The sequence below is a fragment of the Pedomonas mirosovicensis genome, assembly GCF_022569295.1.
GTDB lineage: Bacteria > Pseudomonadota > Alphaproteobacteria > Sphingomonadales > Sphingomonadaceae > Pedomonas > Pedomonas mirosovicensis.
Window position 1 is genome coordinate 1,066,072 of record NZ_JAKFIA010000001.1, and the last position, 14,658, is coordinate 1,080,729.

The 14,658-nt window shown below is 66.8% G+C and carries 15 protein-coding genes and 1 other RNA gene; 14 read left to right on the forward strand and 2 right to left on the reverse strand.

Going from position 1 to position 14,658, the window contains the following annotated elements:
- Positions 1-23: 23 nt before the first annotated feature.
- The 3 genes from L0C21_RS05030 to L0C21_RS05040 all read left to right on the forward strand — a co-directional run bounded on the left by L0C21_RS05030 (position 24) and on the right by L0C21_RS05040 (position 2,476).
- Complete coding sequence (locus tag L0C21_RS05030; RefSeq protein WP_259277316.1) at positions 24-389, forward strand: response regulator; 366 nt, start codon at positions 24-26, stop codon at positions 387-389.
- A 72-nt stretch (positions 390-461) separates the two neighbouring features.
- Positions 462-1,631: a protein-glutamate methylesterase/protein-glutamine glutaminase gene (locus L0C21_RS05035; RefSeq protein WP_259277317.1), complete on the forward strand. Its 1,170-nt coding sequence runs from the start codon at positions 462-464 to the stop codon at positions 1,629-1,631.
- Positions 1,628-2,476, forward strand: coding sequence for a CheR family methyltransferase (locus L0C21_RS05040; RefSeq protein WP_259277318.1), 849 nt, complete (start codon positions 1,628-1,630; stop codon positions 2,474-2,476). Before L0C21_RS05035 ends, L0C21_RS05040 begins: the two co-directional genes overlap by 4 nt.
- Here L0C21_RS05040 and L0C21_RS05045 read toward each other — a convergent pair.
- Positions 2,473-2,853 (reverse strand): antibiotic biosynthesis monooxygenase family protein, encoded by a 381-nt coding sequence (locus L0C21_RS05045; RefSeq protein ID WP_259277319.1) that lies wholly within the window; start codon positions 2,851-2,853, stop codon positions 2,473-2,475. The two genes, L0C21_RS05040 and L0C21_RS05045, sit on opposite strands and share 4 nt — an antisense overlap.
- 268 nt (positions 2,854-3,121) lie before the next feature.
- Here L0C21_RS05045 and L0C21_RS05050 point away from each other — a divergent pair, with 268 nt between their 5' ends.
- The 3 genes from L0C21_RS05050 to L0C21_RS05060 are packed head-to-tail and all read left to right on the forward strand — an operon-like array spanning position 3,122 to position 5,477.
- Positions 3,122-3,853 (forward strand): J domain-containing protein, encoded by a 732-nt coding sequence (locus tag L0C21_RS05050; RefSeq protein ID WP_259277320.1) that lies wholly within the window; start codon positions 3,122-3,124, stop codon positions 3,851-3,853.
- A complete protein-coding gene (locus L0C21_RS05055) occupies positions 3,850-4,743 on the forward strand; it encodes a DMT family transporter (RefSeq protein WP_259277321.1) in 894 nt (297 codons plus the stop codon). The genes L0C21_RS05050 and L0C21_RS05055 overlap by 4 nt, the downstream gene beginning before the upstream one ends.
- Positions 4,740-5,477, forward strand: a complete 738-nt coding sequence (locus L0C21_RS05060) for a peptidoglycan recognition protein family protein (protein WP_259277322.1) — start codon at positions 4,740-4,742, stop codon at positions 5,475-5,477. The genes L0C21_RS05055 and L0C21_RS05060 overlap by 4 nt, the downstream gene beginning before the upstream one ends.
- Before the next feature lie 91 nt (positions 5,478-5,568).
- Here L0C21_RS05060 and L0C21_RS05065 read toward each other — a convergent pair whose 3' ends face one another.
- A complete protein-coding gene (locus L0C21_RS05065; protein WP_259277323.1) occupies positions 5,569-5,865 on the reverse strand; it encodes a hypothetical protein in 297 nt (98 codons plus the stop codon).
- A 127-nt stretch (positions 5,866-5,992) separates the two neighbouring features.
- Here L0C21_RS05065 and rnpB point away from each other — a divergent pair.
- From rnpB to mraY, 8 genes are all read left to right on the forward strand, one after another.
- An RNA gene (gene rnpB, locus L0C21_RS05070) (RNase P RNA component class A) lies at positions 5,993-6,383 on the forward strand.
- 298 nt (positions 6,384-6,681) lie between these two features.
- Positions 6,682-7,197: a division/cell wall cluster transcriptional repressor MraZ gene (locus tag L0C21_RS05075; RefSeq protein WP_259277324.1), complete on the forward strand. Its 516-nt coding sequence runs from the start codon at positions 6,682-6,684 to the stop codon at positions 7,195-7,197.
- Positions 7,197-8,159: a 16S rRNA (cytosine(1402)-N(4))-methyltransferase RsmH gene (rsmH, locus tag L0C21_RS05080; protein ID WP_259277325.1), complete on the forward strand. Its 963-nt coding sequence runs from the start codon at positions 7,197-7,199 to the stop codon at positions 8,157-8,159. Before L0C21_RS05075 ends, rsmH begins: the two co-directional genes overlap by 1 nt.
- A 3-nt stretch (positions 8,160-8,162) precedes the next feature.
- The gene (gene ftsL, locus L0C21_RS05085; protein WP_259277326.1) at positions 8,163-8,969 is read left to right on the forward strand and encodes a cell division protein FtsL; all 807 of its coding nucleotides are present in this window, start codon (positions 8,163-8,165) and stop codon (positions 8,967-8,969) included.
- Entirely contained in the window at positions 8,966-10,675 is a 1,710-nt protein-coding gene (locus L0C21_RS05090; protein WP_259277327.1) for a peptidoglycan D,D-transpeptidase FtsI family protein, read from the forward strand. Before ftsL ends, L0C21_RS05090 begins: the two co-directional genes overlap by 4 nt.
- A gap of 11 nt (positions 10,676-10,686) precedes the next feature.
- Positions 10,687-12,174, forward strand: a complete 1,488-nt coding sequence (locus tag L0C21_RS05095; RefSeq protein ID WP_259277328.1) for a UDP-N-acetylmuramoyl-L-alanyl-D-glutamate--2,6-diaminopimelate ligase — start codon at positions 10,687-10,689, stop codon at positions 12,172-12,174.
- A complete protein-coding gene (locus L0C21_RS05100) occupies positions 12,171-13,574 on the forward strand; it encodes a UDP-N-acetylmuramoyl-tripeptide--D-alanyl-D-alanine ligase (protein WP_259277329.1) in 1,404 nt (467 codons plus the stop codon). The genes L0C21_RS05095 and L0C21_RS05100 overlap by 4 nt, the downstream gene beginning before the upstream one ends.
- 10 nt (positions 13,575-13,584) lie before the next feature.
- Positions 13,585-14,658, forward strand: a complete 1,074-nt coding sequence (gene mraY, locus L0C21_RS05105) for a phospho-N-acetylmuramoyl-pentapeptide-transferase (protein ID WP_259277330.1) — start codon at positions 13,585-13,587, stop codon at positions 14,656-14,658.

Below are 14,658 nucleotides of genomic sequence, written 5' to 3' on the forward strand. Positions count from 1 at the left end.
TAGGTTCTGAGGGAACGAGACTCATGAAGTCCTGCTTGGTTGTTGATGACTCGAAGGTGATTCGCAAGGTTGCCCGGCGCATCCTTGAGGATATGGAATTCGAGATCACGGAAGCGGTGGACGGGCAGGATGCCTGGGAGCAGTGCCAGAGCGAGATGCCGGACGTGGTCCTGCTCGACTGGAACATGCCGGTGATGAACGGTCTCGATTTCCTGAAGGCGCTGCGCTCGGCCGACGTGGACAAGCAGCCGGTGGTCATCTTCTGCACCACCGAGAACGACATGGCGCACATCCGCGCCGCCATCGAGGCGGGCGCGGACGAATACATCATGAAGCCCTTCGACAGGGAAATCATCGAAGCGAAGTTCTCGCAGGTCGGCCTGATCTAGGCTCGCCGCGCTGGTGGTGGCTTGGTAGCGTTTCGAGTTGGATGCCGCGCAAGCGGCCAGAGGATTTGACGAATGGGCGTATCAGCGTTGGGTGCGGCAGGCGAGGCGGGCAGACCAACCCCGCCGAACTATGTGCGGGTCATGGTGGTGGATGACAGCGCCATGATCCGTGGCATTCTCGCCCGCTGGCTGGAGGACGACAAGTCGATCCGCGTCGTCACCACCGCCCACAACGGCGTGGAGGCCGTGCGCCAGGCCCAGCATCAGCGCTACGACGTCATCGTTCTCGACATCGAGATGCCGGAGATGGACGGCCTGACCGCCCTGCCGCTGCTGCTTGCCGCGCAGCCGGGCGTGCAGATCCTCATGGCCTCGACCCTGACGCTGCGAAACGCGGACATTTCGCTCAAGGCCCTCGGCCTCGGCGCGGCGGACTACATTCCCAAGCCCCAAAGCACCGGCATCATCACCAACGGCATCGATTTCCGGCGCGAGCTGCTGGACAAGGTGCGGGCCATGGGCCAGGTGGCCCGCCGCAAGCGCGGCGAACCGCCGGTGGACCTTGAAACCCGCGCGCCCGAAGGCCAGCCGGCCCCGGCCAGCCGCGCGGCCGCCAAACCGCCGGCAGGCAAGACGGTTCGCGCCCAGCCGTCCAAGTCGCGCCCCAGCGTGCTGGCGATCGGCGCGTCGACCGGCGGGCCGCAGGCGCTGTTCGGCCTGCTCAGCAGCCTGCCCAAGCCGTTCAGGCTGCCCATCCTCATCACCCAGCACATGCCGCCCACCTTCACCAAGATTCTGGCGGAGCACATCCAGCGCCAGACCGGGTTTCAGGCTGCCGAGGCGATCGACGGCGAGCCCATCCGGGCGGGCCGGGTCTATATCGCGCCGGGCGGCCTGCACATGCGGGTGGCCGGCAACGCCAGCCAGCCCGTCATCAGCATCGATGACGACCCGCCGGTGAACTTCTGCCGTCCGGCGGTCGACCCGCTGTTCAACTCCGCCGCGCAGGTCTACAGCAGCGCCTGCCTTGCGGTGGTGCTGACCGGCATGGGGCACGACGGCCGCGACGGCGCCGCCGAGGTGGTGGCCCACGGCGGCACCGTTATCGCCCAGGATGAAAATTCGTCGGTGGTCTGGGGTATGCCCGGCGCCGTCACCCAAGCCGGTCTTGCCAGTTTCGTCTTGCCGCTGAGCAAGATGGGGCTGACGATCGGCACTCTCATGGAGGGCCGCTGCCCATGACCCTTCTGGCGCCGCAGGATTTCCAGTTCCTCGCCGACTTGCTCAAGTCGCGCTCCGGCTTCGTTCTCGGACCGGAGAAGGGCTATCTGCTGGAATCGCGCCTCACACCGGTGGCGCGGCGGCGCGGGCTCGATGACCTGGCGCAGCTGGTGAAGCTGGTGCGCCAGAAGCCGGACGAGACGCTGCTGCACGAAATCTCGGAAGCAATGACGATCAATGAATCGTTTTTCTTCCGCGACAACCTGCCGTTCGATACCCTGTCGCAGCACGTGCTGCCCGCGCTGCGGATCGCGCGCACCAACAGCAAGCGCCTGCGGATCTGGAGCGCCGCCTGCTCGACCGGGCAGGAACCCTATTCCATCGCCATGATCTTCGACCAGCAACGGGCGCTGTGGGCGGACTGGCACATCGAGATCATCGCCACCGACCTGTCGTCCCAGGCCATCACCAAGGCGCAGGCGGGCCTCTACTCCCAGTTCGAAGTGCAACGCGGCCTGCCGATCAAGAACCTGATGACCTACTTCAACAAGGTGGGTGAGCAGTGGCAGATCGCCCCCAGCCTGCAGAGCAAGGTGAAATTCCGCACCTTCAACCTGCTGCATCCGCTGACGTCGCTTGGAACGTTCGACGTGGTGTTCTGCCGCAACGTGCTGATCTACTTCGACGCGCCGACCAAGACCCAGGTGCTGGAGGCGATCCGCCGGCAGATGCCCGCTGACGGGAACCTGTTCCTCGGCGCGGCCGAGACGGTGCTCGGCCTCACCAAGGCCTTCAAGCCCATGCGCGACGTGCGCGGGCTTTACGTGCCGTCGGACGGGGAGGCGGCGCTGGCCGCCAACGGCTAGGCCGGAACCGCCGGTTTGCGGGCGGCATGGAAGCCGTAGCTGCGTTCCACCCGCGCCACGTGGGTGACGAAGGTTTCGTACCATTGCTCCCGCCCCAAATGCCGCGCCATCTGGTGCTGGGCGTGGCTGCGCCAGTGGGCGATCGACGCCTCGTCGCGCCAGTAGCTGACAGTAATGCCAAGGCCCGTGGCCGGGTCTCGCACCGAATCGTGCCCAAGATAGCCCGGCTGCTGCGCGGCCAGGGTCACCATCGTCTCGGCCATCTCGCCGTAGCCATCGTCAACGGGCGTGCGAACCGAGGCGAAGATAACGGCATAGTAGGGCGGATCGAACGGCGGGGTGAGCCTGGGCGTTTGGGGAAGGGGAGGCGTGGTCATGGCGCGGGTTCCCTTGTAAAAAAGGCGAGGGACGAATGGCAAGGCGGCCTTGCGGCGGGCAGGAAAAGGCGGCGGCCCCTTAGGCTGGCGTGATTTGCCGCATCGCCCAAGCCGCCAGTTCCAAGCGTGGCTGGAAAAGCTTAAGAACAACTTTTAGAACGGGTTCTCCTCCCGCAACAGGGTGGATTCACCTGAGGTCCGGATGGACCCGGCAGACCGTGGCCCGGACAAGGCCCCGGCGGCCGATGGCAGGGCACTGGCGGAACGAATGTCAATCTGGGGTAAACTCATCGGCGGCGCGGCAGGGCTGGCCATCGGCGGCCCGATCGGCGCGTTGATCGGCATTGTCATCGGCCACGCCATGGTCGACGTGCCGGTGGAGCGCTGGCGCACGCCCGAGACGGAGCGCCGCCAGGTGGCCTTTACCATCGCCGCCATCGCCCTTGCCGCCAAGATGGCCAGGGCCGACGGCCATGTGGACGAGGCCGAGTTCTGCGCCTTCCGCCGCCTGTTCCGGGTGAAGCCGGAGGAAGAGGCCAACGTGGTGCGCTTCTACCGCCTCGCCCAGAGATCGACCGACGGCTTCGAGGCCTATGCGCGCCAGGCGGCCCAGCTGTTCGGCGAGGGCTCGCCGGTGCTGGAGGACCTGCTCGATGCCCTGTTCCTCATCGCCAAGTCCGACGGCTATGTGACCGACGAGGAGCTGGCCTATCTGGAGACGGTCGCGCGCCTGCTCGGCTTCAGGGGCGGGGCGTTCGCCCGCATCCGCTCCCGCCACCTACCCAGCCACCCGGACGATCCTTACGTGATTCTCGGCGTTGAGCCGGGGGCCGACCTTGCCGAGGTGCGGGCGGCCTATCGCCAGATGGTCAAGGAACACCACCCGGACCGCCACATCGCGGCGGGCGTGCCGCCCGAGTTCATCCGCGTCGCCGAGCAGCGTATGGCGGCGATCAACGCGGCCTACCGTACAATCCTGGCCCAGGAAGAGGCTGCATGAAGCCGTTGCATTTCGCTTTCCTCATGCTCATCAACGTGGCGTGGGGCTTCAACATCGTGCCCATCAAGCTGGCGCTCATGGAGCTGGACCCGCTGGCGGCGGCCGTCATCCGCTTCGCCTTCCTGCTCATCCTCTGCTCGCCCGCCCTGCGCTGGGTGCCGGGGCGCATGGGCGCGATCATCGCCACCGGCCTCGTCATGGGCGCGCTCCAGTTCTCGTTCATGAACGTGGCCTACGGCATGGCCACCAACGTGAGTGCGCTGGCCATCTCCTCCCAGCTGTGGGTGCCGTTCAGCCTCATCCTCGCCATCGCGCTGCTCGGCGAGCGCATCCGCTGGATCCGCACCGTCGGTATCGCGCTGGCCTTCTCGGGCATCGCCTACCTCTCGTTCGATCCGCACGTGTTCAGCGAGCGGCTGCCGCTGGCGCTGATGGTCATTTCCTCCTTCGCGGCGGCGCTGGGAACGGTGATGGTGCGCCGGCTGACCGGCATCTCGCCGCTCAACCTGCAGGCGTGGATCTCGATTTCCAGCATCCCGCCGCTGGCGCTGCTCTCGCTCGTCTACGAGCCGGGGGCGCTCACGCACCCGCTGGATATTCCGCTCAGGGTCTATGGCTATCTGCTGTTCGCGGCGGGCTTCTCCTCCGTTGTCGGTCACGCGGGGCTGGCCTGGCTGCTCCAGCGCTATCCGGTGACGATCATCTCCCCCTTCACCCTGCTTTCGCCGCTGCTGGCGGTGCTGTTCAGCGTGTGGGTGTTTGACAACGTGCTCACCGAGCAGATGATTATTGGCGGCGTGATCGCGCTTGTGGGCGTTGCCATCATCACCTTCCGCGGCGCCCAGAAGCAGGAAGAGCAGGTGCAGGCGAGCGAGGCCAAGCGGGCATGAAGGTCATCGAGCGTCCCTCGCCGAACCACGACGACCGGCGCGGCCTGACGGTTTCCATGCTGGTCATCCACTACACCGGCATGGAGACCGCCGAGGCGGCGCTGGCGCGGCTTACCGATCCGGCAGCGAAGGTTTCCGCCCACTACACCATCGACGAGGATGGCACGGTTTATGCCCATGTGCCGGAAGACCGGCGGGCCTGGCATGCGGGCGTCTCCGTGTGGCGGGGCATGACGGACGTGAATGCGGCCTCCATCGGTATCGAGCTGGTCAACCCAGGCCACGCGTTCGGCTACCGCCCGTTCGCGCAGGCGCAGATGGAAGCGCTCACGGAGTTGGCGCGCAGGATCGTGGGACGCCATCCCATTCCAGCCCGCAACATCGTTGGTCACTCCGATGTGGCGCCGGCGCGCAAGCTCGACCCCGGCGAGCTGCTCGACTGGAAGCGGCTGGCCGCGGCAGGCGTCGGGGTATGGCCGGCAGGGCAGGCGGGGGCGGAAGACTACGCCCCGCTGGGGCCGGGCGCGTCGGGCGAGGCCGTGCGCCTTTATCAGGCCCGGTTGGCGGATTGGGGCTACGGGCTGGCGGCAACGGGCTCCTTCGATGCCGAAACCGAGGCGGTCACCATTGCCTTCCAGCGCCATTTCCGCCCGGAACGGGTGACCGGCCACGCGGATGCGGAAACGCAAGGGCGCCTCGCCGCTTTGCTGGCGCAGGTGCGCGCTCAGGCATAAGCGCTGCAAGAACAATCGCTTGCAGGCGCTGGCTGATTCGATGCGCGAATCGGCCAGCCTGCTCTGTCAGAACAGCGCCAGCGCGGCAGGCTTATTGGGGCGGGATGGGATCGCCCAGGTGGGCGCTGTTGGCCGAATCGCCGGCCAGGGTATCCGGCAGGCGCTTGGCGGCCTTCTTGATGTCTTCCGCCACGGTGATCGGGGCGGCGCGCTGGGCCTGCTGCCGGCCGAACACGCCGGGCTCGGACGCCTCGGCATCGGGCGGGCCCGCCTCCTGTTCGGTCTGGTTGGCTTCGATGGTTTCCTCAGCCGCGCCGAAAATGCCGCGAACAGTGCTGCAACCGCTCAGCAAGAGGGCTGCGGAAACCAGAATAAGTCCAAAGCGCATGGCTGCCTTCTCCTCGCTGAGAAGCACCCGTAAGGCGCAGCCTGCCAATTGGCAAGGGTCACGCATGAGACGAGCGGGCGTTTCTCCATTGGCAAGACGCGAAGAATTCCCATATCAAGGCGCGAGGGCAGAGGATCGGACGGCCGCCGCCCGCGTGAAGCGGGGGGAGGAAAGTCCGGGCTCCATGGATTAACAGCGCCGGGTAACACCCGGCCGGGGCGACCCGAGGGACAGTGCCACAGAGATCGAACCGCCGGTGGTCTGCCGCCGGTAAGGGTGAAAAGGTGCGGTAAGAGCGCACCGCTGGGCCGGCAACGGCGCAGGCATGGTAAACCCCGCTGGGAGCAAAACCGAGTAGGGACGGCGCGGCAGCCCCTTGGGGCTGTCAATGCGGATCCGGCATGACCGTCCGGGTTGGTTGCTAGAGGCAGGCGGTAACGTCTGTCGTAGAGGAATGGTCGTCGGCGTGGGATTTCATCCCACGCGCACAGAACCCGGCTTACAGATCCTCTGTCCTCCATTCATTTCCCGTTCATTCCGGCCCTGATGTGTCCGGAACAATGTCTTGAAAATTAACACAAAATTAACACTCGGGCGCATTTGCGCCCGCGAAACGATCCTGCCTGGGTCCGTTTGGCCGCGAAGTGGCGGCAAACCACCCCATTTTGGGGCGTAGTGGGGCTTTTTCCCATTGAAAACCCATAAAGTGGCATGTACACCTTGGCCGTGGGCGGCGTTTTCTTCTCTTTTTCAAACCGTGGGCCGGGGCGCATTTCGCGCCAACCATGAGCCTTTGAAGAGAGGAGCGCTGTTCGAGTGGAGGACGGCGCACGCGTGGTCGAGCAGGGCGAACAGCTGTTTTATGGCAACGCTTTGAACAGCGTTGACAGCAAGAACCGGGTCTCGGTTCCTGCACAGTTTCGTGCTGTCATCAAAGGGCGCACCGGCGGCGAGGAGTTCCTCATTCGCGAGCACGAGGATCTGCCGTGCCTCGTGGCCTACGATCATACGTATCTCAAGGAGTTGCGCGAGGAAGCTGAGGCGCGGCTGGCGCAGGATCCCACCGCCAACCGGGAAGACGTGCGCCGCAGCCTGTTCGGCGCCGCGGATTCGGTGAAGTTCGACGACGCCGGCCGCATCGTGCTGGACGGCTTCTTCATCGACTACGCATCCATCGACAAGACCGCGCTGTTCCTCGGCGCGCAGGGGTATTTCGAAATCTGGAACCCCTACACCTTCCTCGAGGCCCAGGCCCACCAGAAGGCCCTGTGCCGCAAGGTCATGTACCTCTTGAAGCAGAAGAAGCTGCCGTTGCCGGAAGGGGAGGCCTGATGAACGCCTTGCCCGACATCACGGCTCCGCACATTCCCGTTCTGCGCGATGAGGTGCTGGCGGCTCTCGATTTGCGCGAGGGCGACGTGGCGGTGGATGCCACCTTCGGCGCGGGCGGCTACACCCGCGCGATTCTGGCCAGGCCGGTAACGCAGGTTTACGCCTTCGACCGCGACCCCACCGCCATTCAGGGCGGGCAGGGGCTGGTCGAGGAGGCGAAGGGCCGCCTGACGCTGATTCACGGCCGCTTCGGCGAGATGGAGCGCCTTCTCTCCGAACGGGGCGTCGCGCAGGTGGACGCTATCGCCTTTGATATCGGCGTTTCCTCCATGCAGCTCGACCAGGCGGAGCGGGGCTTCTCCTTCCAGAACGACGGCCCGCTCGACATGCGGATGGAGGCTGAGGGGCCGAGCGCGGCGGATGTGGTGAACACCGCCAGCGAGGAAGAGCTGGCCGACATCTTCTATTACTTCGGCGAGGAGCCCAAGGCCCGGCGCGTCGCCAAGGCGATCGTGAAGGCGCGGGCGGAGCGGCCGTTCGAGCGCACCGAGCAGCTGGCGGATGTGATCCGCGCGGCGCTGGGCGGACGGCGCGGCCCCAAGGACCCGGCGACCCGCAGCTTCCAGGGCCTTCGCATCCATGTGAACGCGGAGCTGGACCAGCTGAAGGACGGCCTGCGCGCGGCCGAGAAGCTGTTGCGCCCCGGCGGGCGGCTGGCGGTCGTCAGCTTCCACAGCCTGGAGGACCGCGTGGTCAAAACCTTCCTGCGCGAGCGCGGCGGCCTGGTCGCGGGCGGCTCCCGGCACCTGCCGGAGCGCCCCCAGCCCACGAAGGCCCCGAGCTTCGAGAAGATCGCCAAGGCGGTTCGCCCCTCCGACGAGGAAACCGCCCGTAATCCGCGTGCCCGGTCCGCAACCTTGCGGTCGGCCGTCAGAACGTCAGCACCGGCCTGGGAGAACTAGGAAATGCGCTACTACACAGGCATCCTCATGGCACTGGCAACCGCGGTCTCCGCCGTGGTGTGCTTTGCCGTCAGCCTGGAAGTGGGTGAGCGCCGGGACGAGGTGACGGCGCTGAAGCGGCAGATCGCCAGCGACATGCGGGAGGTGCGCCGCCTTCAGGCCGAATGGCAGATCCGAGTGCGCCCGGCCCAGTTGCAGCGGCTGAACGATACCTACTTCGGCCTGACCGCGCCGACGGCGGACCGCTATTTCGCCTCGGCCGACGCCTATGTGGCCTTCGCCGCCGATCCCAACTCGGTGCCGCAGAAGGCGCAGGTGATGCCGGCCATTGAGCAGCAGGACAACCAGTACGAGATGCCCCAGACCTACCTCGCCAAGGCGACGGGCGGCGAGGCGCATCTGGTGGCCGTTTCCTCCGACGGGCCGGCGGTGGCCATGCGCCTGCCGTCCGCCTCGGCCATTGCCGCCGCGCAGCGGCCCCGGCCCGGCTTTGGCCCGGATGCGCCCAAGGTGCACCTGGCGTCGTGGTCCGGCCCGGCGGAGTCCGGCCGGGTTCAGTTGGCCTCGTGGTCGCCCGAGCCGGCGGTTGCCGCGCAGCCGAAGCCCAAGGTGGCCTCCAAGCCGGTGGCGGCGAAGACCGAGCCGCGCGAGGACAATGTCGAGCTGGCGATGCGCGCCCCGGCTGTTCCGGCGGCTGCCGCGCCCTATGCGCCGGCTATCCCCAAGGGCGCGACGCCGCTGAGCGGACTTGATGCCTCGACCATCGCGTCGATCGAGCGCCTGGCTGCCATCGAGGCGGGGACTCAATGAACCAGGCCGCGCTGCGCTCGCTCAGGATTCAACTTGCTGGCCACCGCCAGCAGGCGCTGGAGCGGTCGCGGCAGCGCTTGATGATTGGCGTGCTGCTGTTTGCGGCCGTGGCGATCGTTCTTGCCTTGCGTCTCATGGATCTGGCGGTGCTCAAGGCCATCGATCGGAATGTGGGTCGCACGGATATCCTGGCGGCGGTGCGGCCGCCGCGCGCCGACATCATCGACCGCAACGGCGAGGTGCTGGCGACCACCCTCAAGGTGCAGGCGCTGGCCGTGCGCCCGCAGAAGATCATCGGCGACAAGGAGGAGCTGGCGCGCCGGATCGTCGCCGTGCTGCCGGATCTGGACCTGGCGTTCGTGCGCCGCCAGCTCTACTCCCATTCGAAGTTCCGCTACATCACCCGGCGGCTGACGCCCGAGCAGGTGAGCCGGATCAATGCCATCGGCGAGCCGGGGCTGGAGTTCGAGGACGAGGCGGAGCGCGTCTATCCCAACGGCGAGCTGGCCTCGCATGTGCTCGGCTACACCAACATCGACGGCAAGGGCATGGCCGGGATCGAGCGCGCGTTCAACGACCGCTTGAGCGCCGAGGATCAGCTGAGCAAGCCGCTGCAACTGTCCATCGATGTCCGCGTGCAACATGCGCTGGAATATGAACTGAACGCAGCCGTGAAGAAGTTCAACGCCCTCGGCGCGTCCGGCATCATCATGGACGTGCACACGGGCGAGCTGCTTGCGATGGTTTCCTTGCCCAGCTTCGACCCCAACGCCGTGTCGCACAGCCCGTCGAGCGCCTGGTTCAACCGGGCGACGCAGGGCGTCTATGAGCTGGGGTCCACCTTCAAGACCTTCACCATGGCCATGGCGCTGGAGGAAGGCACGATCACGCTGGGGAAGAAGTATGATGCCACCAAGCCGCTCCAGGCCGGGCGCTTCCGCATCCGCGACGATCACCCGGAGAACCGCTGGCTGACGGTGCCGGAAATCTTCATGTATTCGTCCAACATCGGCACGGCGCAGATCGCGCTCGATGTGGGCGAGGAGAAGCAGCAGGCGTACATGCGGAAGCTGGGCTTCCTGGAGCCGGCGCAGATCGAGCTGAAGGAATCGGCCCAGCCGCTCTACCCCAACCCGTGGGGCAAGATTTCCACCATGACCATCAGCTACGGCCACGGCATTGCGGTCACGCCGCTGCATCTGGCCAATGGCATCGCCACGGTGGTCAACGGCGGCGTGTGGCGACCGACAACGCTGATGAAGGTGCCGGCCGGCACCGAGCCGGCGACGGGCGAGCGCATCTTCAGCGAAGAGACCTCCCGTACCATGCGGATGCTGATGCGCCTGGTGGCAGTGGCGGGCACCGGCAAGCAGGGCGACGCGCCGGGCTACCGCATCGGCGGCAAGACCGGCACGGCGGAAAAGCCAGGCGTCGGCGGCTATCAGCGCAAGTCGCTGATTACCACCTTCGCCGCCGCCTTCCCGATGGACAATCCGAAATACGTGGTCATCGCGACGCTGGATGAGCCCAAGGGCATCAAGGAGACTTACGGCTTCGCCACGGCCGGCTGGAATGCCGCGCCGACGGTGAAGGCCGTAGTGCAGCGGGTCGGGCCGATTCTCGGCATCGAGCCCAACGTGGGCAAGGACGTCGATCTGTCCCCCCTGTATCCGTACATCGCGGAGAAGGCGAACCTAACCGGGTAGGATGTGTTGCCGTGGTGGTTACGTTGCACGATTTGACAGGTTGGAATGGCCCGGAGCGGCTGGCGCCGGTGAGCGGCCTTGCGATCGACCATCGCAAGGTGACGCCGGGCGCGATCTTCGGGGCCTTTCCGGGCGTGAAGGTCAACGGCGAGGATTTCATCGAGGCCGCCATCGAGGCGGGGGCCGTCGCCATCGTCGCGCGGCCGGAGGCGAAGGTGGACACCAGCCGCGCCGTGCACATCGTGGCGGCCAACCCGCGCCAGCGCTTCGCTGAAATCGCCGCTAAGCTTTACGGGCCGCTTCCCGCCACGATCGCGGCGGTGACCGGCACCAACGGCAAGACCTCGGTTGCTGACCTCCTGCGCCAGATCTGGACGCGGCTCAATCGCCCGTCGGCGAGCCTGGGCACGCTTGGCGTCATCACCGCCATCGGCAAGCGGGATCTCGGCATGACGACGCCGGACGTGCTCACCTTCCTCTCCACCATGAGCAGCATGGAACGGGCGGGCATCAACCACGTGGTGTTCGAGGCCTCCTCCCACGGGCTCGACCAGCACCGGGTGGACGGGGTGGACGTGAAGGCCGCCGCCTTCACCAACCTCACCCGCGATCACATGGACTACCACGGCACGATGGAGGCCTACCGCGACGCCAAGGCGCGCCTGTTCTCCGACCTCCTGTCGAAGGACGGGACGGCGGTGCTGTGGATGGACGATCCGGCTGCCGACTTCATGGCGGAGGTGGCGGCCAGCCGGGGCATCCGCATCTTGCCCGTGGGCACGGGGGCGACCGCCATCGCGGGCCTCAGGATGACGGAGCGGCAGGCCCTGCCGGACGGACAGAAGCTGACGGTTGAATACCAGGGCAAGCCCCACGAGATTCGCCTGCCGCTGCTGGGCGGCTACCAGGCGGCCAACGCGCTGGTGGCGGCGGGTCTCGCCATTGCCTGCGGCGAGCAGGCGATGCGCGTGTTCGAGGCGCTTGGCGCCGTGAAGGGCGTGCCGGGCCGGTTGCAGAAGGCTGCAACCACGCCTGCGGGCGCGCCGGTGTTCATCGACTACGCCCACACGCCCGACGGTTTGCGCGCGGCCATCGAGGCGCTGCGCCCGCATTGCCAGGGGCGGCTCATCACCGTGTTCGGCTGCGGCGGCGATCGTGACCGCGGCAAGCGGCCGCAGATGGGAGCGATTGCTGCAAGTCTTTCGGACTTGGTTTATGTGACCGACGACAACCCCCGTTCGGAAGACCCGAAGGCCATCCGCGCCGAAATTCTCAGCGCGACGCCGCGGGCAATCGAAATCGGTGATCGCGCCGAGGCGATCCGCGCTGCCCTCAAGGCGGCACGGGCCGGCGATCTCGTGCTCGTTGCCGGCAAGGGTCACGAGCAGGGGCAGATCGTGCAGGGCGTCGTCCATCCCTTCGATGATGTGGAGGTGGCGGCCCGGATCTCTCAGGAACTGAACGCTCGGGATATGGCAGGGCAAGGACAGACGGCATGACCGCTTTGTGGACTTCCACAGGATTGGCGATGGCCACGGGCGGCGCGGCATTCGGCGACTTTGCGGTCGGCGGCGTGACGTTCGACAGCCGTGAGGTGATGCCGGGCGACCTGTTCATCGCGCTGAAGGGCGAGCAGATGGACGGGCACATGTTCCTGCCGCAGGCGTTCGCCGCCGGGGCGGCGGGTGCGCTGGTGGCCGATGCCGCGCGCCTGCCGGACGCGGACGCGCCGCACGTTGCGGTTTCTGACACCTTTGAAGCGCTCAACGATCTGGCGCGGGCCGCCCGCCGCCGCATGAACGGCAAGGTGGTGGGTGTGACCGGCAGCGCGGGCAAGACCGGCGTCAAGGAAGCGCTGCGCCTCGCCCTGGAGCGTTCCGCGCCGGGCCGGGTTCATGCGTCCGTTAAGTCCTACAACAACCATACCGGCGTGCCGCTGTCGCTGGCGCGGATGCCCGAGGACTCCACTTACGGCGTGTTCGAGATGGGCATGAACCATCCGGGCGAGCTGACGGCGCTCGCCGACCTGGTGCGCCCGCACGTGGCCATCATCACCACCATTGCCAGCGCGCACCGCGCCTTCTTCGATAGCGAGGAGGCGATCGCCGACGCTAAGGCAGAAATCTTCACCGGGCTTCAGCCGGGCGGCACCGCCGTGCTCAACAAGGACAATCCGCACTACGCGCGCCTGCGCGCGGCAGCGGAAGCGGCCGGGGCGGCGCAGATCGTCACCTTCGGCGTGGCGAGCGCGGACGCGGACGTGCGGCCGCTGAAGATCGCGCCCTCCGAGACCTGCACCTCCATGACCGCCGACGTGCAGGGCGAGCGGCTGACCTTCAAGATCGGCATGCCGGGCGAGCACTGGGCGCTGAACGCGCTGGGCGTGCTGGCGGTCGTCAAGGCCGTGGGCGCGGACCTAGGGCTGGCGGGCCTGGCGCTCGGCGAGATGCAGGGGCTGGAAGGGCGCGGCAAGCGCACGCTCATCGAGGCGGGTGGCGGCATGGCCATGCTCTTGGATGAGAGCTACAACGCCAACCCGGCTTCCATGGCGGCGGCGCTCAGCGTTCTGGGTGGGTTTGAAACCCGGCGGCGCGGGCGGCGCATCGCGGTCTTGGGCGCGATGAAAGAACTGGGCGACGAGACCGAGGCGATGCACGCCGATCTCGCCGGTTCCATCGAGGCGGCGGGGGTGGCCGAGGCCATTCTCGTCGGCCCGGAAATGGCGGTGCTGGCGCGGGTCCTGCCTGCGCGCATTCCGCATCATCATGTGAACACGGCCGAAGAGGCGCTGGCGCTGGTGCGCGGCCTCGTGCGGCCGGACGATATCATTCTAGTCAAGGGTTCAAACAGCGTGGGACTCGGGCGGGTCGTGCGGTCGCTGAACCGGCAGGGGGCGTAATAAAACTCCAATGTTGTCTTTGCTGGCCAACCTCGACCTCGACATTCCTGGCATCAATGTCTTCCGGTATCTGACGTTTCGCACCATCGGCGCGATTCTGACGGCTTTGCTCATCGGTCTCATCGCCGGTCCGAGGCTGATCGCCCACCTGCGCCTGAAGCAGGGCAAGGGCCAGCCGATCCGCGAGGACGGGCCGCAGTCGCACCTGCTCACCAAGAAGGGCACGCCCACCATGGGCGGGTTCCTCATTCTCATCGCCATGACCGTCTCCACCCTGCTGTGGGCGGACCTCACCAACGGCTACATCTGGGTGTGCCTCGGCGTGACGCTGGGCTTCGGCGCGGTCGGCTTCTACGACGACTACAAGAAGGTAACGAAGGCCAGCCACGACGGCCTGTCGGGCAAGGTGCGGCTCTTGATCGAGTTCGCCATCGCAGGGCTGGCTGTTGCCTACGTCTCCCACCACACCGGCACGACCCTGTGGCTGCCGTTCTTCAAGGACACCGGGATCAACCTCGGCTGGGGCTACCTGATCGTCGCCTCGTTCGTTGTTGTCGGCGCGGGCAATGCGGTCAACCTGACGGACGGGCTCGACGGCCTTGCCATCATGCCGGTCATCATCGCGGCGGTGACGTTCGCCATCATCGCCTACCTCATCGGCAACGTGAACTTCGCCGACTACCTTCAGGTGCGCCACGTGCCGGGCGCGGGCGAACTGGCGGTGTTCTGCGGCGCGCTGATGGGGGCGGGGCTCGCCTTCCTGTGGTTCAATGCGCCGCCCGCCATGGTGTTCATGGGCGACACTGGCTCGCTGGCGCTGGGCGGCGCGCTGGGCGCGGTCGCCGTTGTCACCAACCACGAGATCGTGCTGGCGATCGTCGGCGGCCTGTTCGTTCTTGAGGCGGTTTCAGTCATCGTTCAGGTGGCCAGCTTTAAGATGACCGGCAAACGGGTGTTCCGCATGGCGCCCATTCACCACCATTTCGAACAAAAAGGCTGGGCGGAATCGACCGTCGTGGTCCGCTTCTGGATCATCGCGCTCGTGCTCGCCCTCATTGGCCTCTCGACGCTGAAGCTGAGGTAA

Excerpts from the sequence above, each read along its gene's own strand:
- L0C21_RS05030 (WP_259277316.1), top strand. The coding sequence starts at position 24 with ATGAAGTCCTGCTTGGTTGTTGATGACTCGAAGGTGATTCGCAAGGTT.
- L0C21_RS05035 (WP_259277317.1), top strand. The coding sequence starts at position 462 with ATGGGCGTATCAGCGTTGGGTGCGGCAGGCGAGGCGGGCAGACCAACC.
- L0C21_RS05040 (WP_259277318.1), top strand. The coding sequence starts at position 1,628 with ATGACCCTTCTGGCGCCGCAGGATTTCCAGTTCCTCGCCGACTTGCTC.
- L0C21_RS05045 (WP_259277319.1), bottom strand. The coding sequence starts at position 2,853 with ATGACCACGCCTCCCCTTCCCCAAACGCCCAGGCTCACCCCGCCGTTC.
- L0C21_RS05050 (WP_259277320.1), top strand. The coding sequence starts at position 3,122 with ATGTCAATCTGGGGTAAACTCATCGGCGGCGCGGCAGGGCTGGCCATC.
- L0C21_RS05055 (WP_259277321.1), top strand. The coding sequence starts at position 3,850 with ATGAAGCCGTTGCATTTCGCTTTCCTCATGCTCATCAACGTGGCGTGG.
- L0C21_RS05060 (WP_259277322.1), top strand. The coding sequence starts at position 4,740 with ATGAAGGTCATCGAGCGTCCCTCGCCGAACCACGACGACCGGCGCGGC.
- L0C21_RS05065 (WP_259277323.1), bottom strand. The coding sequence starts at position 5,865 with ATGCGCTTTGGACTTATTCTGGTTTCCGCAGCCCTCTTGCTGAGCGGT.
- rsmH (WP_259277325.1), top strand. The coding sequence starts at position 7,197 with ATGAACGCCTTGCCCGACATCACGGCTCCGCACATTCCCGTTCTGCGC.
- ftsL (WP_259277326.1), top strand. The coding sequence starts at position 8,163 with ATGCGCTACTACACAGGCATCCTCATGGCACTGGCAACCGCGGTCTCC.
- L0C21_RS05090 (WP_259277327.1), top strand. The coding sequence starts at position 8,966 with ATGAACCAGGCCGCGCTGCGCTCGCTCAGGATTCAACTTGCTGGCCAC.
- L0C21_RS05100 (WP_259277329.1), top strand. The coding sequence starts at position 12,171 with ATGACCGCTTTGTGGACTTCCACAGGATTGGCGATGGCCACGGGCGGC.
- mraY (WP_259277330.1), top strand. The coding sequence starts at position 13,585 with ATGTTGTCTTTGCTGGCCAACCTCGACCTCGACATTCCTGGCATCAAT.